This window comes from Aquitalea sp. ASV11, from assembly GCF_016429185.1.
Taxonomy (GTDB): Bacteria; Pseudomonadota; Gammaproteobacteria; order Burkholderiales; family Chromobacteriaceae; genus Aquitalea; species Aquitalea pelogenes.
This window is the reverse complement of record NZ_JAELUD010000057.1, coordinates 11,621-29,515: the sequence shown is the minus strand read 5'-3', so window position 1 is coordinate 29,515 and position 17,895 is coordinate 11,621. Positions and strand designations below refer to the sequence as shown.

At 59.3% G+C, this 17,895-nt stretch carries 16 protein-coding genes; 13 read left to right on the top strand and 3 right to left on the bottom strand.

Features of this window, described 5'->3' with window-relative positions:
• Nucleotides 1-1,010 (top strand): tRNA epoxyqueuosine(34) reductase QueG (queG, locus tag JHD62_RS16235; protein WP_199103781.1); only part of this gene is annotated, 1,010 nt, incomplete at its 5' end.
• 56 nt (nt 1,011-1,066) lie between these two features.
• Here the strand turns inward: queG and JHD62_RS16230 are convergent.
• Together JHD62_RS16230 and JHD62_RS16225 are read right to left on the bottom strand one after the other, a co-directional pair.
• Complete coding sequence (locus JHD62_RS16230; RefSeq protein WP_199103780.1) at nt 1,067-1,531, bottom strand: GNAT family N-acetyltransferase; 465 nt, start codon at nt 1,529-1,531, stop codon at nt 1,067-1,069.
• A gap of 2 nt (nt 1,532-1,533) precedes the next feature.
• Nucleotides 1,534-1,953 (bottom strand): MaoC family dehydratase, encoded by a 420-nt coding sequence (locus JHD62_RS16225; protein ID WP_199103779.1) that lies wholly within the window; start codon nt 1,951-1,953, stop codon nt 1,534-1,536.
• Between the two features lie 240 nt (nt 1,954-2,193).
• Between JHD62_RS16225 and JHD62_RS16220 the strand changes: the two genes are divergently transcribed.
• The 8 genes from JHD62_RS16220 to JHD62_RS16185 all read left to right on the top strand — a co-directional run bounded on the left by JHD62_RS16220 (nt 2,194) and on the right by JHD62_RS16185 (nt 12,298).
• Entirely contained in the window at nt 2,194-2,943 is a 750-nt protein-coding gene (locus tag JHD62_RS16220) for an electron transfer flavoprotein subunit beta/FixA family protein (protein WP_045845408.1), read from the top strand.
• 3 nt (nt 2,944-2,946) lie between these two features.
• Nucleotides 2,947-3,879 carry an electron transfer flavoprotein subunit alpha/FixB family protein gene (locus tag JHD62_RS16215; protein ID WP_199103778.1) on the top strand — a complete coding sequence of 311 codons (933 nt, stop codon included), beginning with the start codon at nt 2,947-2,949 and terminating at the stop codon, nt 3,877-3,879.
• 216 nt (nt 3,880-4,095) lie between these two features.
• A complete protein-coding gene (locus JHD62_RS16210) occupies nt 4,096-5,877 on the top strand; it encodes an acyl-CoA dehydrogenase (RefSeq protein WP_199103777.1) in 1,782 nt (593 codons plus the stop codon).
• A 244-nt stretch (nt 5,878-6,121) separates the two neighbouring features.
• The gene (carA, locus tag JHD62_RS16205; protein WP_199103776.1) at nt 6,122-7,252 is read left to right on the top strand and encodes a glutamine-hydrolyzing carbamoyl-phosphate synthase small subunit; all 1,131 of its coding nucleotides are present in this window, start codon (nt 6,122-6,124) and stop codon (nt 7,250-7,252) included.
• Nucleotides 7,253-7,274: 22 nt separating this feature from the next.
• Complete coding sequence (gene leuE / locus JHD62_RS16200) at nt 7,275-7,931, top strand: leucine efflux protein LeuE (RefSeq protein ID WP_199103775.1); 657 nt, start codon at nt 7,275-7,277, stop codon at nt 7,929-7,931.
• A 26-nt stretch (nt 7,932-7,957) separates the two neighbouring features.
• Entirely contained in the window at nt 7,958-11,167 is a 3,210-nt protein-coding gene (gene carB, locus JHD62_RS16195) for a carbamoyl-phosphate synthase large subunit (RefSeq protein ID WP_045845403.1), read from the top strand.
• 167 nt (nt 11,168-11,334) lie between these two features.
• Entirely contained in the window at nt 11,335-11,811 is a 477-nt protein-coding gene (greA, locus tag JHD62_RS16190; protein ID WP_045845402.1) for a transcription elongation factor GreA, read from the top strand.
• A gap of 58 nt (nt 11,812-11,869) precedes the next feature.
• Nucleotides 11,870-12,298 carry a DUF4149 domain-containing protein gene (locus tag JHD62_RS16185; RefSeq protein ID WP_045845401.1) on the top strand — a complete coding sequence of 143 codons (429 nt, stop codon included), beginning with the start codon at nt 11,870-11,872 and terminating at the stop codon, nt 12,296-12,298.
• Nucleotides 12,299-12,394: 96 nt separating this feature from the next.
• Here JHD62_RS16185 and JHD62_RS16180 read toward each other — a convergent pair whose 3' ends face one another.
• The gene (locus JHD62_RS16180; RefSeq protein WP_370302985.1) at nt 12,395-12,721 is read right to left on the bottom strand and encodes a YhbY family RNA-binding protein; all 327 of its coding nucleotides are present in this window, start codon (nt 12,719-12,721) and stop codon (nt 12,395-12,397) included.
• 142 nt (nt 12,722-12,863) lie between these two features.
• On the opposite strand from JHD62_RS16180, the gene JHD62_RS16175 reads away from it, so the two are divergent.
• The 4 genes from JHD62_RS16175 to glmM all read left to right on the top strand — a co-directional run bounded on the left by JHD62_RS16175 (nt 12,864) and on the right by glmM (nt 17,865).
• Nucleotides 12,864-13,481, top strand: a complete 618-nt coding sequence (locus tag JHD62_RS16175) for an RlmE family RNA methyltransferase (RefSeq protein ID WP_131355798.1) — start codon at nt 12,864-12,866, stop codon at nt 13,479-13,481.
• An 80-nt stretch (nt 13,482-13,561) separates the two neighbouring features.
• Nucleotides 13,562-15,472, top strand: a complete 1,911-nt coding sequence (gene ftsH / locus JHD62_RS16170; protein ID WP_045845398.1) for an ATP-dependent zinc metalloprotease FtsH — start codon at nt 13,562-13,564, stop codon at nt 15,470-15,472.
• 68 nt (nt 15,473-15,540) lie between these two features.
• Entirely contained in the window at nt 15,541-16,383 is an 843-nt protein-coding gene (folP, locus tag JHD62_RS16165; protein ID WP_199103774.1) for a dihydropteroate synthase, read from the top strand.
• A gap of 147 nt (nt 16,384-16,530) precedes the next feature.
• Nucleotides 16,531-17,865 (top strand): phosphoglucosamine mutase, encoded by a 1,335-nt coding sequence (gene glmM / locus JHD62_RS16160; RefSeq protein ID WP_199103773.1) that lies wholly within the window; start codon nt 16,531-16,533, stop codon nt 17,863-17,865.
• Nucleotides 17,866-17,895: the final 30 nt, after the last annotated feature.

Sequence of the window (17,895 nt, the reverse complement as noted above, 5' to 3'; positions counted from 1 at the left end):
CCGCTGCACGAATCAGCAAGGCCCAGCTGCCAGCGCAGGCCGAGGCGCAACTGCAGGCCTGGCTGGATGAGGGGTGCCATGGCCAGATGGATTACATGGCCCGGCATGGCAGCCTGCGGGTCAAACCGGCGGACCTGGTACCCGGCACCCTGTCCATTGTCAGCGTGCGCCTGCCTTACTGGCCGGCGGAGGCGCTGGCGAGCGAAGACGTGCTGGCAGATGGCCGACTTGCCTATCTGTCGCGCTATGCCTTGGGGCGGGATTATCACAAGGTGCTGCGGGCACGTTTGCAGAAACTGGCAGACAAAGTGGCCGAGCATATCGGCCCGTTTGGCTACCGCGTGTTTACCGATAGTGCGCCGGTGGCCGAAGTGGCGCTGGCCGCGCAGTCCGGCCTTGGCTGGCGCGGCAAGCACACCTTGCTGTTGAACCGCGAGCAAGGCTCGCTGTATTTTCTGGGCGAGTTGTTTACCGACCTTCCACTGCCTGCCGATGTGTCCGAGCCAGAACACTGTGGCCGTTGCACCCGTTGTATCGATGTCTGTCCGACACAGGCCATCACCGCACCTTACAAAGTGGATGCGCGCCGCTGCATCTCTTATCTCACCATCGAGCTGAAAACGGCCATTCCGCTTGAGTTTCGCCCCATGATTGGCAACCGTGTCTATGGTTGTGACGATTGTCAGCTGACCTGCCCGTGGAACCGCTTTGCCGTGCATACTCGCGAGCCGGACTTCGCCGTGCGGCATGGTCTGGATCGAGCCAGCCTGCTGGAGTTGTTTGACTGGAGCGAGGCCATGTTCAAGGAAAAACTGGCCGGCAGTCCGATATACCGTATCGGCTATGCCAAATGGCTTTCCAATCTGGCCGTGGGTTTGGGGAATGCGCCGTATGACCCGGACATCGTGGCTGCTTTGCAGCAGCGGCTGGATTACCCGGATGAAATGGTGGCCGAGCCTGTGCGCTGGGCTCTGGCTTGCCAGCATCAGCGGCAACCACAAACCAAATAATAAAAGGGAGCTTGTGCTCCCTTGTGGCATGGCTGCGGCCCGGATCACTCCAATGTTTACTTCAATGGCTTGGTGAAGTGAAACGAGGAAATGCTGAAGCCCTGACGGAAGTAGAGGCGGTGGGCTTCGGTGCGCCAGGTACCGGAATCCAGCACCTGATAGCCACATCCCAGTCGACGGGCTTCTGTTGCACACCAGTCCAGCAACAGGCTGCCGATGCCGCGTGAGCGATGTGCTTCATCACTGACCAGATCGTCAATATAAAGCCGCAGGTCCTCGTAGGTATTTTCATATACCCGGAACAGGGCCAGGCCCAAAGGGCGGCCTTCCGTATCTACCGCCGCTACCATGCGGGCCCCATAGCTGCACACCCGTTGCATTTTTGCTGCATAGGCAGCACCGTCCACGGGCAGCATGGGACGCAGCTGATGATGCAGCTGGCTACAGCTGGCCAGCAGTTCCGGTGCAATGACATGGCCCTGCTCATCGGTCAGGGCCACTACCTGCAAAGCTGTTTTCATTCTTATTCGGCTCGGCTTGGTGCAATCACCAGCGACTCACCATCCAGCACTACCTTGCCTTGCACCAGGCATTGGGTGGCCAGCTTGACGCGTTTTTTCTCGGGGAAGACTTCCACTACGGTAGCGCGTGCGGTAACGGTCTGGCCGATGCGTACCGGCGCCTTGAAGCGTGTGGATTGCGACAAGTAGATGGTGCCGTTGCCGGGCAGTTTGGTGCCCACCACGGTGGAGATCAGGCTGGCAGTCAGCATGCCGTGGGCAATGCGGGTCTGGAACGGCGTGGTTTCGGCATATTCCTGGTTGATATGCACCGGGTTGTCATCGCCGGAGACCGCAGCAAACATCAGGATATCGGCTTCGGTAATGGTTTTGGCGTACTCGGCGGAGTCGCCAATCTTGATATCTTCAAAGTAGACAGTCATGCATGTTTCTCCGGCTATGACGTTGAAATTGTTGCACTGCATTGTGCCACGCGGCAGACGAAATGCAAATTAAGCGGAAATGACGTAGTATCTGCAATCAGTTGTTTTTTTGCTACGTGTCACACATAAATAATCAACCAAACGCTCGTTTGAAAAAGCGTTAGGGCATAATCGGGAAACACCACGGTAGCAAGTCCCTTCCCAGTTCGATTAACCCAGAGAGCTATTCGCTGGAGGAATATGAAAGTTCTAGTCGCTGTTAAACGCGTTGTCGATTACAACGTGAAGGTTCGCGTAAAGGCCGACGGTTCTGATGTGGATATCGCCAACGTCAAGATGTCGATGAACCCCTTTGACGAAATCGCGGTAGAAGAAGCCGTGCGTCTGAAAGAAGCCGGCAAGGCCAGCGAAATCGTGGTCGTGTCCATGGGTGTGAAGCAGTGCGAGGAAACCCTGCGCACCGCCCTGGCCATGGGTGCCGACCGCGCCATCCTGGTGGAAACCGAAACCGAACTGCAGCCCCTGGCCGTGGCCAAGCTGCTCAAGGCGGTTGCTGATAAAGAACAGCCGCAGCTGCTGATCGTCGGCAAGCAAGCCATTGATGACGATGCCAACCAGACCGGCCAGATGGCTGCTGCCCTGCTGGGCTGGGCACAAGGCACCTTCGCCTCCAAGGTGGATGTCGCTGCCGAAACCGTGGATGTCATCCGCGAAATCGATGGTGGCCTGGAAACCGTCAAGCTGCGTCTGCCGGCCGTCGTGACCGCCGACCTGCGCCTGAACGAACCGCGCTTCATCAAGCTGCCCAACATCATGGCCGCCAAGAAAAAGCCGCTGGACAAGACCAGCCCGGCCGACCTGGGTGTGGACGTCACTCCGCGCCTGAAGACGCTGAAAGTGGCCGAACCGGCCAAGCGCTCTGCCGGCATCAAGGTAGCCAACGCTGCCGAGCTGGTAGCCAAACTGAAAAACGACGCAAAGGTGCTGTAAGCCATGGCCATTCTCGTTATCGCTGAACACGACAACCAGAGCCTGAAAGCAGGCACCCTGAATACCGTAACCGCCGCTGCCAAGCTGGGCGAAGTACACGTGCTGGTAGCCGGTCACAACGCTGCTGCCGCTGCCGATGCCGCCAAGAGCGTGGCAGGTGTGAGCAAGGTACTGCTGGCTGATGCCGCCCAGTACGCTCACGGCCTGGCCGAATCGCTGTCCGCCCTTGTGGTGGAAGTGGCCAAGGGCTACAGCCATGTACTGGCCCCGGCCACTTCTTTTGGCAAGAACCTGCTGCCGCGCGTGGCTGCCTTGCTGGATGTGGCGCAGATTTCCGAAATTACCGCCATCGAGTCGGCTGATACTTTCGTACGCCCGATTTATGCCGGTAATGTGCTGGCCACCGTGCAATCGGCCGATGCCATCAAGGTCATCACCGTGCGTACCACCGCGTTTGATGCGGCAGGTCAGGGCGGCAGCGCTGCTGTTGAAGCCGTGGCTGCTGTGGCTGATGCACAGCTGTCCAGCTTTGTCGGCCAGGAACTGACCAAGTCGGACCGTCCGGAACTGGGTGCAGCCAAGATCATCGTTTCCGGTGGCCGTGCGCTGGGCTCGGAAGAGCAGTTCAAGTCCGTCATCGAGCCGCTGGCGGACAAGCTGGGTGCTGCCGTGGGTGCTTCCCGCGCTGCGGTTGACGCTGGCTACGCACCGAACGACTACCAGGTTGGTCAGACCGGCAAGGTGGTGGCACCGCAACTGTACTTCGCCGTGGGCATTTCCGGTGCCATCCAGCACCTGGCGGGCATGAAGGACTCCAAGGTGATCGTGGCGATCAACAAGGACGAAGAAGCGCCGATCTTCCAGGTAGCCGATTACGGCATCGTCGGTGACTTATTCACCGTGGTGCCGGAACTGTTGGCCGAGCTGTCCAAGTAATGCAGTGGGAGGAGGGGAAACCCTCCTCATCCGAGCAGGCAAGATAGCCGCCGGATCAAAACAAAAAAACAACCGGCAACGACCGGTCTGCTTCGTGGAGGAGCCAGCTTTCCCGTTACCAGCTAACGGGAAGGTGCGCTCATGCATCAGGTAGACGGCGTGCCGGTTTTTTCATATCTACGACGATTGTTGTGCAGCAAGAATGAGGAGAGATTCATGATCTATAACGCGCCAGTCAAGGAAATCCGTTTTGTACTGAATGAATTGGCCGAACTGACCTCGGTGTGCAGCCTGCCGGGTTATGAAGACTGCTCGGTAGAACTGGTGGATGCCATTCTGGAAGAAGCCGCCAAGTTTGCCGAAGGCGTATTGGCACCCATCAACAAGCAGGGTGACAAGGGTGCCACGCTGAAAGATGGCGAAGTGACTGCCGCGCCTGGTTTCAAGGAAGCCTGGCAGCAATATGTGGAGTCCGGCTGGGTGGGCCTGCGTGCTCCGGCTGATTTTGGCGGGCAGGGCATGCCGGCGCTGGTGGCGATTGCTGCCGAAGAAATGTGGTGCTCTTCCAATCTGGCCTTTTCACTGGCACCGCTGCTGACGCTGGGCGCGGTAGAGGCCATTCACCACCATGCCTCGGAAGAATTGAAGGCGGTTTACCTGCCGCGCATGTCCAGTGGCGAATGGACCGGAACCATGAACCTGACCGAGCCGCAGGCCGGTTCCGACCTGGCTCAGGTGCGGTCGCGTGCCGTGCCGCAGGCCGATGGCAGCTATCTGGTGACCGGCCAGAAGATTTTCATCACCTGGGGTGAGCACGACATGGCCGATAACATCGTCCATCTGGTGCTGGCCCGTCTGCCGGATGCACCGGCCGGCGTGAAGGGCATTTCCCTGTTCATCGTGCCCAAGTTCCTGGTCAATGCCGATGGCAGCCTCGGTGCGCGTAACGACGTGCGCTGCGTCTCGCTGGAGCACAAGCTGGGCATTCATGGCAGCCCGACTGCGGTGATGAGCTTTGGCGACAATGGCGGTGCTATCGGTTATCTGGTAGGCGAGGCCAACAAGGGCCTGGGCTATATGTTCACCATGATGAACCACGCCCGTCTGGGCGTGGGCGTGGAGGGCATGTCGGTATCCGAGCGTGCCTACCAGAAGGCGGTGGAATATGCCCGTGACCGCGTGCAAAGCCGTGCCATTGGCTCGCCCGACCCGGCTGGCGTGGCCATCATCAAGCACCCGGACATCCGCCGCATGCTGATGACCATGCGCAGCCAGATCGAAGCGCAACGTGCCTTGGCCTTCTACACCGCTGCGGCACTGGACCGCGCCTCGCGCCACCCGGTGGCCAGCGAAGCCGCGCGCAATCAGGCGCTGGTGAACTTCCTCATCCCCATCGTCAAGGGCTGGAATACCGAGCAGGCCAACGAGCTGACCAGCCTGGCGGTACAAGTGCATGGCGGCATGGGCTTCATCGAGGAAACCGGCGTGGCCCAGTACTACCGCGATGCCCGCATTACCGCCATTTACGAAGGCACCACCGGCATCCAGGCGCTGGACCTGATTGGCCGCAAAACCTTCAGCGAAGGGGGTGCCACCGCCCGAGCGCTGCTGGAAGAGGCGCGAGCTACTGCCGACAAGCTGGCCGCTGCCGGTTACGCCAGCATGGCGAGCAATCTGCAGCAGGCTGCTGGCGAGGCCGAGCGCTGCGTTGCCTTCATTCTGGGCAGCTTTGGCACGCAGCCGCAGCTGGCGGCCGCTGGTTCGGTACCTTTCCTCAAGCTGATGGGCATCGTACTGGGTGGCTGGCAGCTGGGCCGCGCCGCGCTGATCGCACGCGAAAAGCTGGGTGAGGATGGCGTGGACGAGGACTTCCTCAAGGCCAAGATCACCACCGCCCGCTTCTTTGCCGAGCACCTGTTGCCACAGGTTGGCGGTCTGGCGGCCGCCATTGTGGGTGGTGCGGACAGCGTGCTGGAACTGGACGATACCCTGTTCTAAGCCCACGTTTTCCTGTTGCCAACAGCCACCTGAGGGTGGCTGTTTCTTTATGTAAAGGGATGTGGGAGCTGGCAGGCCAAATCAGGAAGTGATGCAAAAACAGGTGCTTGTGACTTGTTTCAACTGGCCGAAAGCGGTATGATGGTAAGGTTTAACCAAACGGGACAGGCGCAAAACGTCGTGTCCCGTTATTCACATAAAAATCCGCAAAAACATACAAGCGAAACGCAACAGGAGCTAGTCAGTGTCAACCGTACCAGCGATCCTCGTCTTGGCTGACGGTACCCTCTTCAAGGGCAGTGCCATCGGAGCCACCGGCCATACGGTCGGCGAAGTGGTATTCAATACCGCCATGACCGGGTATCAGGAAATCCTCACCGATCCCTCCTACACCAAACAAATCGTCACCCTGACTTATCCCCACATCGGTAATGTCGGCGCGAATTCGGAAGATACCGAATCCCGCGCCGTTTTCGCATCCGGTCTGATCATTCGTGATCTGCCGCTGCTGCACAGCAACTTCCGCGCGGAAGATTCGCTGTCCGACTACCTGGTCAAGAACAATGTCGTGGCCATTGCCGATATCGACACCCGTCGCCTGACCCGCATCCTGCGTGAAAAAGGCGCACAGGCCGGCTGCATCATGGCCGGTGCCGATCTGGACGAAGCCCGCGCACTGGAACTGGCACGCGGTTTCGGTTCCATGGCCGGTCAGGATCTGGCCAAAGTAGTCAGCTGCACCGAGTCCTACCAGTGGAAGCTGGGCGAATGGAAACTGGGCAGCGGCTACAGCGAGCAGGCCGGAACCCCGTTCCACGTGGTGGCTTACGACTTCGGCGTGAAGCACAACATCCTGCGCATGCTGGCCGAACGCGGCTGCAAGCTGACCGTGGTGCCGGCGCAGACTCCGGCCAAGGACGTGCTGGCGCTGCAGCCGGATGGCGTGTTCCTGTCCAACGGCCCTGGCGATCCGGAACCGTGTGACTACGCCATTGCCGCCATCCGCGAAATCCTGGAAACCCGCCTGCCGGTATTCGGCATCTGTCTGGGTCACCAGTTGCTGGGTCTGGCCACCGGTGCCAAGACCAGCAAGATGAAGTTCGGCCACCACGGTGCCAACCACCCGGTGCAGGATCTGGACAGCGGCCGCGTGATGATCACCAGCCAGAACCACGGCTTCCAGGTGGACGAATCCACCCTGCCGGCCAATGTGCGCGTGACCCATCGCAGCCTGTTCGACCAGACCGTGCAGGGTATTGCGCTTACCGACCGTCCGGCCTTCTCCTTCCAGGGTCACCCGGAAGCAAGCCCAGGCCCTGAAGACGTGGCCTATCTGTTTGACCGCTTCATCACGGCGATGAGCCAGGCGAAGTAAACGGAGCATACGGAGAACAAGCATGCTGGGCATTACCGATATCACCACCTACCTGATCGGCACCATCATCATCGTGCTGCTGCCAGGCCCCAACTCCATGTATGTGCTGTCGGTGGCGGCACAACGCGGCATCCGTCGCGGCTTCGTGGGTGCCTGCGGGGTATTTACCGGTGATGCCATCCTGATGACGCTGGCCGCCACTGGGGCGGCAGGGGTACTCAAGGCCAATCCGGCCCTGTTTGCCATGGTCAAGTACGCCGGTGGTGCTTACCTGACCTGGCTGGGGCTGCAGATGCTGCGTGGTGCCTGGCGCGCCTGGCGCAATGCTTCCCGCGGGGAAGTGGCTGCGCCGGAAGCACGCCGCGAAGTGGACGCCAGCCGTCCCTTCGTCAAGGCGCTGGTCATCAGCCTGATGAACCCCAAAGCCATCTTGTTCTTCGTGTCTTTCTTCGTGCAATTCGTCGACCCGGCCTATCCGCACCCGGTGCTGACCTTTCTTGTGCTGGGCACGCTGCTGCAGTTGTGCAGTGCCCTGTATCTGGCCACCATCATCGTGTCCGGAGCAAGACTGGCCGAAGCCTTCCGTCGCCGCCGCAAACTGTCCTCTGCCATGTCTGGCGGAGTGGGCGCGCTGTTTCTGGGCTTCGGGGCCAAACTGGCGGCAGCCAGCCTGAACTGAACAATTGAAATTGACTGAGCGATAACATGCCGAAACGTACCGACCTCAAGAGTATTCTCATCATCGGCGCTGGCCCCATTGTGATTGGCCAGGCCTGCGAGTTTGACTACTCCGGCGCACAGGCCTGCAAGGCCCTGCGTGAAGAAGGTTACAAAGTCATCCTGGTGAACTCCAATCCGGCCACCATCATGACCGACCCGAACATGGCCGATGTCACCTACATCGAACCCATTACCTGGCCTGTTCTGGAAAAAATCATTGCCAAGGAACGTCCGGACGCCATTCTGCCCACCATGGGCGGCCAGACCGCACTGAACTGTGCACTGGACCTGGCCAAGCACGGCGTGCTGGAAAAGTACAATGTCGAGCTGATCGGTGCCACCGAAGACGCCATCGACAAGGCTGAAGACCGTGGCCGCTTCAAGGAAGCCATGGCCAAGATCGGCCTGTCCTGCCCGCTGTCCTTTGTCTGCCACACCATGGAAGAGTCGCTGGAAGCGCAATCCAAGGTGGGCTTTCCCACGCTGATCCGTCCGTCGTTCACCATGGGCGGCTCCGGTGGCGGTATCGCCTACAACAAGGAAGAATTCCTGGCGATCTGCGAGCGCGGCTTTGAAGCGTCCCCCACCCATGAACTGCTGATCGAGCAGTCCGTACTCGGCTGGAAAGAGTACGAAATGGAAGTGGTGCGCGACAAAAAAGACAACTGCATCATCATCTGCTCCATCGAAAACTTCGACCCGATGGGCGTGCACACCGGTGACTCCATCACCGTGGCCCCGGCACAAACCCTCACCGACAAGGAATACCAGATCATGCGTAATGCATCGATCGCGGTACTCCGTGAAATCGGCGTGGACACCGGCGGTTCCAACGTGCAGTTCGCCACCAACCCGGTGAACGGCGAAATGATCGTGATCGAGATGAACCCGCGTGTATCGCGTTCCTCGGCACTGGCCTCCAAGGCCACCGGTTTCCCGATTGCCAAGGTTGCCGCCAAGCTGGCCGTAGGCTACACCCTGGACGAACTGAAGAACGACATCACCGGCGGTGCCACCCCGGCTTCGTTCGAACCGTCCATCGACTACGTGGTCACCAAGATTCCGCGTTTCGCCTTCGAAAAATTCCCGCAGGCTGACAACCGCCTGACCACCCAGATGAAGTCGGTGGGCGAAGTGATGGCCATGGGCCGCACGCTGCAGGAGTCCATGCACAAGGCGCTGCGTGGCTTGGAAACCGGCCTGTCCGGCTTCAACCCGGTCACCACTAATGAAGAAACCATCCGTCACGAAGTCAGCACCCCGGGACCGGAACGTATCCTGTACGTGGCCGACGCCTTCCGCGTGGGCATGAGCCGTGACGACGTGTTTGCGCTGAGCAAGATCGACCCGTGGTTCCTGGCCCAGATCGAAGACATCGTGGGCGAAGAAAAAGCCCTGGCCGGCCGCAAGGTGGAAGAACTGGGCTTTGACGAACTGCGTCGCCTGAAGCGCAAGGGCTTCTCCGACCGTCGTCTGGGCGAGCTGCTGAATACCGACCAGGCTGCCGTGCGCGCCAAGCGCTGGGCGCTGGGTCTGCATCCGGTGTACAAGCGAGTGGATACCTGCGCGGCCGAGTTCGCCACCTCCACCGCCTACATGTACTCCAGCTACGAAGAAGAGTGCGAAGCCAAGCCCACTGACCGCAAGAAGGTGATGGTACTGGGCGGCGGCCCCAACCGTATCGGTCAGGGTATCGAATTCGACTACTGCTGCGTGCATGCAGCGCTGGCGCTGCGCGAATCCGGTTTCGAGACCATCATGGTCAACTGCAACCCGGAAACCGTATCGACCGACTACGACACGTCCGACCGTCTGTACTTCGAACCGCTGACGCTGGAAGACGTGCTGGAAATCTGCCGCATCGAAAAACCGTTCGGCGTGATCGTGCAGTACGGCGGCCAGACCCCGCTGAAACTGGCGCGTGCACTGGAAGCCAATGGCGTGTCCATCATCGGCACCTCGCCGGACATGATCGACGCTGCCGAAGACCGCGAACGCTTCCAGAAGCTGCTGAACGAACTGGGCCTGAAACAGCCGCCGAACCGCACCGCCCGCACTCCGGCCGACGCGATGAAGCTGGCCGAGGAAATTGGCTATCCGCTGGTGGTGCGTCCGTCCTACGTACTGGGTGGCCGCGCGATGGAAATCGTGCACGAACCGGCCGATCTGGAACGCTACATGCGCGAAGCGGTGAAGGTGTCCAACGACAGCCCGGTGCTGCTGGACCGCTTCCTCAACGACGCCATCGAAGTGGACGTGGATTGCATCTCCGACGGCAAGGACGTGGTCATCGGCGGCATCATGCAGCATATCGAACAGGCTGGTGTGCACTCCGGTGACTCCGCTTGCTCGCTGCCGCCGTACAGCCTGTTCCCGGCCGTACAGGACGAGATCCGTCGCCAGACCGAAGCCATGGCGCGTGCACTGAACGTGGTTGGCCTGATGAACGTGCAGTTCGCCATTCAGGGCGACACCATCTTCGTGCTGGAAGTGAATCCGCGTGCATCGCGTACCGTGCCGTTTGTGTCCAAGGTGACCGGCGCTCCGCTGGCCAAGATTGCCGCCCGTGCCATGGCTGGCATCAGCCTGGCCGAGCAGGGCTTCACCAAGGAAGTGATCCCGCCGTACTACGCCGTGAAGGAAGCCGTATTCCCCTTCATCAAGTTCCCGGGCGTGGATACCATCCTCGGACCGGAAATGAAGTCCACCGGCGAAGTGATGGGCGTGGGCAAGAGCTTTGCCGAAGCCTTCGTCAAGAGCCAGCTGGCCGCCGGTGACAAGCTGCCGCGCACCGGCAAGGTGTTCCTGTCGGTACGTCAGTCTGACAAGAACGGCGCGGTTGACGTGGCACGCGAGCTGCAACGCCTGGGCTTTGGCGTCTGCGCCACCCGCGGTACCGCCAAGACCCTGGCCGAAGCCGGCATCGTGGTACAGGTGGTCAACAAGGTGAACGAAGGCCGTCCGCACATCGTCGACATGATCAAGAACGGCGAAATCGACGTGCTGGTCAATACCGTGGACGAAAAACGCCAGGCCATCCAGGACAGCCACTCCATCCGCCGCAGCGCCCTGCAGGCGCGCATTCCGCAGTACACCACCCTGGCCGGTGCCAAGGCAGTGTGCGTGGGCATGGCGCATGTGGAAGAGTTTGATGTCTACAGCGTCCAGGAACTGCACGCCTCCATCAAGCCTTGATGTGGTGGACTGTCGGAATGTGACGGCAAGTTGTGCGTTGAAGCTTTGAACCGCGGACGATTTGCCGTTACAATCCAGACATTGAACTGCAACAGCCAAGCCGCCGTCTCGTACGGCGGCTTGTGTTTTTGATGACGGCGGGGGTACCGCCTCAGGAGAGCACCCGAATGAACAAAGTTCCGTTGACGCTGCGTGGCGCCGAACTTCTCAAAGAAGAACTGCAACGCCTGAAGAGCGTGGAGCGCCCTGCGGTGATCGAAGCGATTGCCGAGGCACGGTCGCATGGCGATCTGTCCGAAAATGCAGAATACGACGCTGCCAAAGAGCGCCAAGGCTTCGTTGAAGGCCGTATTGCCGAACTGGAAGGCAAGATTTCCAACGCCATGATCATCAACCCGGCCGAACTGGACGCTGATGGCCGCGTGGTGTTTGGTGCCACCGTCGAGCTGATGGATCTGGAAACCGAAGACCAGGTGACCTACCAGATCGTGGGCGACGATGAAGCCGACATCAAGTTGTGCAAGGTGTCGGTCAATTCGCCGATTGCCCGCGCGCTGATCGGCAAGGAAAGCGGCGACGTGGCCGAAGTGGTGGCCCCGGGCGGCATTCGCGAATACGAAGTGCTGGACGTCAAATACATCTAAAGCAGACAAACCAAACGCGCGCTTTCGCGCGTTTTTGCTGTGGAGTCAGGGAGCACGCATGGACGGATTGCGAGCGATAGCCAGAACCTTCTGGATTGGTGGACTTTGGGTGATCGGCATCATTGTGGCCCCGGTATTGTTCCGCTCACTGGATACAGTGACGGCCGGCATGGTTGCCGGCAAACTGTTTGCCGCCATCGCCTGGGTGGGCCTGGTGTGTGGGGTATTCCTGCTGGTGGATGCGGTATGGCGCAATGGCGTGCGTGGCATGAAGGAAGCCAGCTTCTGGCTGATTGTCGGCATGCTGCTGTGCACCGTGATCAACCATTTTGCCGTGACGCCCATCATTGCGGCGCTCAAACTGCAGATGAACCACGCGGCAGAAGGCCTGTTTGGCGGCGGATTCGCTACCTGGCATGCCATTTCCAGCCTGATCTATCTGGTACAGAGCCTGATGGGGCTGGCCTACATCCTGCGACGGGACTGACCTTGTAATACCACAAGTGGCCTGTCCACAATAAGGTGCAGGCAAAATAAAAGCGGTGGCAAGCCACCGCTTTTGCTATACCGCCCAAGGGCAGTATCAGGATTGGGAAGCAATCTTCAGCGCTTTCTTGTTCTTGGGCAGAACAATGCGCTGCTTGTCGCTGGGGCGCCACAGCACCAGCAATTTGCCGATATGCTGCACCGGTGCCGCGCCCAGCTCATCACAAATTTGCTCGTAGAGCGCAATGCGTGCCGCGCGGTCATCACCCTGAACGCGGATCTTGATCAGTTCATGGGCATCCAGGCTCATGGCAATTTCGCGCAGTACAGACTCGCTCAGGCCGTTGTTGCCGATCATCACGACCGGGTTGAGAGTCTGAGCCAGGCCCTTGAGGTGCTGGCGCTGGAATGGTTGCAGTTCGATTTTCATTGGACAGGCTTGGTTTCAAAGCAAAACGGGATTCTACTAGAGTTTGGCCCATAGCCCAAACTCTGGTCACAAACAGACTGAAAAACAACAGGATAGCCAGCATGGCTGTGCTGAGTGAAACGGCAGGAAACGACTCATGGCAAGAAGTACCAGCAGCAATACCTGGCTGCGCGAACATGTTAACGACCAGTATGTACAGATGGCCAAGAAAGATGGCTACCGGGCACGGGCAGCGTACAAGCTGCTGGAAATCAACGAGAAAGACAAACTGATCCGCCCAGGCACGGTACTGGCTGACCTTGGTAGTGCTCCGGGCAGCTGGTCGCAGGTGGCGGCCCGCATCGTCGGGCCGCAGGGCAAGGTGTTTGCGCTGGATATCCTGCCGATGAACCCGATTGCCGATGTTGACTTCATCCAGGGCGACTTCCGCGAAGACGAAGTGCTGGCCCAGTTTGTCGATCTGCTGGACGGCCGCGCGCTGGACCTTGTAATTTCCGACATGGCACCCAATATCTCAGGAATGAGTGCCATGGATCAGGCCAGAAGCTTTTTGCTGTGTGAGCTGGCGCTCGAATTTGCACGTGATCATCTGAAACCTGGCGGCTGTTTTCTCGTCAAAGTGTTCCAGGGCAGCGATTTCCAGCCCTACCTGCAGTCCATGCGAGACCTGTTTGACGAGGTGCTTACCCGCAAACCCAAGGCTTCGCGTGACCGCTCCAGCGAAATTTACCTGCTGGGCAAGGGCCGACGCTGACATATGCCCCCTCGGGGTTTACAATTCATTCCAATGCAATACGCAACCGTAAAGTCAGGGCACAGAGGAGTCCGCTACTCGTGAACAATATCGGCAAAAACATCGCCATCTGGGTCATCATCGGTCTGGTACTGATGACTGTATTCAATCAGTTCAACAAACGCCAGGATGCCCAGAACCAGATCGAATACTCGCAATTCATCAGCGATGTCGAATCCGGCAAGGTGCAGTCCCTGAGCATTGAGGGCCATCCGCTGCGTGGCCAGTGGCTGAAGGGCAAGCGTACTGATGGTTCGGCATTTGCCACCTATGCGCCCTACGATCCGCAACTGGTCGAAGACCTGATCAAGAACAACGTCCGCTTCTCGGCCAAGCCGGAAGAGGAACCGTCCATGCTGATGAGCATCTTCATCAGCTGGTTCCCGATGCTGCTGCTCATCGGCGTGTGGGTGTTCTTCATGCGCCAGATGCAAGGTGGCGGCAAGGGTGGTGCCTTCTCCTTCGGCAAGAGCAAGGCGCGCATGCTGGACCAGGACACCAACACCGTAACCTTTGCAGATGTCGCCGGCTGCGACGAAGCCAAGGAAGAGGTGAAGGAAATTGTCGACTACCTGCGCGACCCCTCCCGTTACCAGAGCCTGGGTGGCCGCATTCCGCGCGGCATCCTGCTGTGTGGCTCGCCGGGTACCGGTAAAACGCTGTTGGCCAAGGCCATTGCCGGTGAAGCCAAGGTACCGTTTTTCAGCATCTCCGGTTCTGACTTTGTCGAAATGTTTGTCGGCGTGGGTGCTGCCCGTGTACGCGACATGTTCGAGCAGGCCAAGAAGAACTCGCCTTGCATCATCTTCATCGACGAAATCGATGCGGTAGGTCGCCAGCGTGGTGCAGGTCTGGGTGGCGGTAACGACGAACGCGAACAGACGCTGAACCAGCTGCTGGTTGAAATGGATGGTTTCGAAACCAACCAGACCGTTATCGTGATCGCCGCGACCAACCGTCCGGACGTGCTGGACCCAGCCTTGCAGCGTCCTGGTCGTTTCGACCGTCAGGTGGTGGTACCGCTGCCGGATATCCGTGGCCGTGAACAGATTCTGTCCGTACACATGCGCAAGGTGCCGATTGCTGCTGATGTGGAAGCCTCCATCATTGCCCGTGGCACACCGGGTTTCTCTGGTGCAGATCTGGCCAACCTGGTGAATGAGGCCGCGCTGTTTGCTGCCCGTCGCAGCAAGCGTCTGGTGGACATGCTGGACTTCGAGTCGGCCAAGGACAAGATCATGATGGGTGCCGAGCGCCGCAGCATGGTGATGACCGAGGAAGAAAAGCGCAATACTGCTTACCACGAATCCGGCCATGCCGTAGTGGCCAAGCTGCTGCCCAAGTCCGACCCGGTGCACAAGGTCACCATCATCCCGCGTGGTCGTGCGCTGGGTGTGACCATGCAGCTGCCGGAGCAAGACCGCTTTGCTTATGATCGTGGCTATCTGCTGGATCGTCTGGCCATCCTGTTTGGCGGCCGTATCGCCGAAGAGCTGTTCATGAATCAGATGACTACCGGCGCTTCCAACGACTTCGAGCGTGCCACCCAGATGGCACGTGACATGGTCACCCGCTACGGCATGTCCGACAAGCTGGGTCCGATGGTGTATGGCGACAATGAGGGTGAGGTATTCCTCGGTCGCTCTGTCACCACCCACAAGAACATGTCCGAAGCCACCATGCAGCAAGTGGATATGGAAATCCGCCGTATCATCGATGAGCAGTATGGGCTGGCCCGTCGTCTGCTGGAAGAAAACCGCGACAAGGTGGAAGCCATGACCGCGGCCCTGCTGGAATGGGAAACCATCGACGCAGAGCAGATCAACGACATCATGGATGGCAAACCGCCGCGTCCGCCCAAACCGGGCAGTGGTTTCCCGGCCAAGCCAGAGGAAAAGGCCGTTGAAGCCGCTCCGGTAGAACCGACATCCACCCCGGCTCAGGAACTCTGATAACCGGTTTCCACAGGGTGATAGCGCAAGCTGTCACCCTGTTTTGCATTTATCTGGCAGAACATTCGATGCAATTGCTTCAATGCGGGCGCTATAAGCTCGATCTATCCCGGCCCATGATCATGGGCATCCTCAATGTCACCCCCGATTCCTTCTCTGATGGCGGCCGCTACAATACGCTGGACACTGCATTGCAGCGCGCGCAAGCCATGCTGGCAGATGGCGCGGCCATTCTGGATATAGGTGGCGAATCCACCCGTCCCGGTGCACCTGAAGTCAGTGTGCAAGAAGAAATGGACCGGGTGTTACCGGTACTGGAAAAACTCAAGGATATTGGCGCACCGCTGTCGCTCGATACCCGTCGTACCGCGGTCATGCAGGCGGCCTTGCAACTGGGGGCTGTGGACCTGATCAATGACGTCTCCGCATTGGAAGACCAGGGTGCAGTGGAGGCAGTGGCTGCATCACAGGTGGCACTGTGCCTGATGCACAAGCAAGGCAACCCGGACACCATGCAGCAGGCACCTGCGTATGAGGATGTGGTGGAGGAGGTCGGACAGTATCTGCTACGTCGTGTGCAGTTGTGCCTTGATGCGGGTATTGCTGCGGAGCGTTTGCTGATTGATCCAGGCTTCGGTTTCGGCAAGACACTGGAACATAACCTGCAATTGCTGGCAGGATTGCAGCGTATCGAGGCCATCAGCGGTATGCCGCTGCTGGTAGGTCTGTCGCGCAAAAGCATGCTGGGTGCCATCACCGGCGAGGCCATTCCATCAGAACGACTTGGTGCCAGCGTTGCAGTGGCGCTGTTGTCCTTGCAGGGCGGTGCCAAAATCGTGCGGGTGCACGATGTCAAAGCCAGCCGGCAGGCACTGGAAGTCTGGGCGGCCTTGCAACCGTATACCGCTTGATTCGCAAGGCTGTCTTACCTTTTTTGCATAATAGGGACTTGCCGAGCTAACAGGGCGGGCAGGTACAATAGACAGCTGGTGCCAGGGTTATTATTGAAGCTACCCGTTGCTGGCCAGGTGCTACAGCAACGTGACTAGGATGATGAAATGAGTCGTAAATATTTTGGTACGGATGGTGTACGTGGTGAAGTAGGGCAATTCCCCATCACCCCTGATTTTGTCCTCAAGCTAGGCCATGCGGCTGGGCGCGTGCTGGTGGACCACGACAAGGATCACCGTCCGACGGTGCTGGTTGGCAAGGACACCCGTATTTCCGGTTACATGCTGGAAGCAGCCTTGCAGGCCGGTTTTACTGCGGCTGGCGTCAATGTGCTGCTGACCGGCCCACTGCCCACCCCAGGCATTGCCTACCTCACCCGCGCGCTGCGGCTGGAGGCCGGCGTGGTGATTTCGGCATCGCACAACCCCTATCAGGATAATGGCATCAAGTTTTTTGCCGAAGGCGGCAAAAAGCTGGATGACGCACTGGAGCTGGAAATCGAGGCCATGCTGGAACAGCCGATGACGACCAACAGCTCGGCCGAACTTGGGCGTGCCCGCCGTATTTCCGGTGCTGCAGAGCGTTACATCGAATTCTGCAAGAGTACCTTCCCGGGCGAGCGAAACCTGAAGCAATTGAAGCTGGTGGTGGATTGTGCCAATGGTGCCACCTATCACATCGCGCCCAAGGTGTTCCATGAACTGGGTGCCGAGCTGGTGGTGATCGGTGGTGAACCAGATGGCTACAACATCAACGACAAGGTGGGCGCGACTTATCCCAAGACCTTGCAGGTAGCGGTTCTGGAGCACCATGCCGACTATGGCATTTCGCTGGATGGTGACGGTGACCGCCTGATCATGGTGGACAAGCATGGCAAGGTGTACGACGGCGACCAGCTGATTTATGTGATTGCCAAGGCTCGTGCTGCCCGTGGTGAGTTGAAGGGTGGTGTGGTGGGCACGGTCATGACCAATATGGCCATGGAACTGGCGCTCAACAAGCTGGGCGTGGCCTTTGGCCGCGCCAAGGTGGGTGACCGCTATGTGCTGGAAATGCTGCATGCCAATGGCTGGCAGGTGGGCGGCGAGGCATCGGGACACATCCTGTGCCTGGACAAGCACACCACCGGCGATGGCATCATCTCCAGCTTGCAGGTGCTGGCCAGCCTGGCTGAACTGGGCATCAGCCTGGAAGAGGCCTGCAGCGACTGGACGCCGTTCCCGCAGACCATGATCAATGTGCGCCATAATGGCTGCGACTGGAAAGCGGCCTCTGCCGAGGCGCTGGCTGCTGCAGAGGCCGCCTTGAACGGGATTGGCCGCGTGGTATTGCGTCCTTCCGGTACCGAGCCGGTGGTGCGGGTGATGGTAGAAGCCAATGATCGCAGTTTGTCGGAAAAATGGGCCAAAGAGATTGCCGCCACCATAGAGCGCGTGGCCTGATTCAGTCCTGGTACAAGAAAAAGCCGCTGC

Coding starts and splice junctions, on each gene's coding strand:
- JHD62_RS16230 (WP_199103780.1), bottom strand. CDS start 1,531: ATGAAAACAGCTTTGCAGGTAGTGGCCCTGACCGATGAGCAGGGCCAT.
- JHD62_RS16225 (WP_199103779.1), bottom strand. CDS start 1,953: ATGACTGTCTACTTTGAAGATATCAAGATTGGCGACTCCGCCGAGTAC.
- JHD62_RS16220 (WP_045845408.1), top strand. CDS start 2,194: ATGAAAGTTCTAGTCGCTGTTAAACGCGTTGTCGATTACAACGTGAAG.
- JHD62_RS16215 (WP_199103778.1), top strand. CDS start 2,947: ATGGCCATTCTCGTTATCGCTGAACACGACAACCAGAGCCTGAAAGCA.
- JHD62_RS16210 (WP_199103777.1), top strand. CDS start 4,096: ATGATCTATAACGCGCCAGTCAAGGAAATCCGTTTTGTACTGAATGAA.
- leuE (WP_199103775.1), top strand. CDS start 7,275: ATGCTGGGCATTACCGATATCACCACCTACCTGATCGGCACCATCATC.
- carB (WP_045845403.1), top strand. CDS start 7,958: ATGCCGAAACGTACCGACCTCAAGAGTATTCTCATCATCGGCGCTGGC.
- greA (WP_045845402.1), top strand. CDS start 11,335: ATGAACAAAGTTCCGTTGACGCTGCGTGGCGCCGAACTTCTCAAAGAA.
- JHD62_RS16185 (WP_045845401.1), top strand. CDS start 11,870: ATGGACGGATTGCGAGCGATAGCCAGAACCTTCTGGATTGGTGGACTT.
- JHD62_RS16175 (WP_131355798.1), top strand. CDS start 12,864: ATGGCAAGAAGTACCAGCAGCAATACCTGGCTGCGCGAACATGTTAAC.
- folP (WP_199103774.1), top strand. CDS start 15,541: ATGCAATTGCTTCAATGCGGGCGCTATAAGCTCGATCTATCCCGGCCC.
- glmM (WP_199103773.1), top strand. CDS start 16,531: ATGAGTCGTAAATATTTTGGTACGGATGGTGTACGTGGTGAAGTAGGG.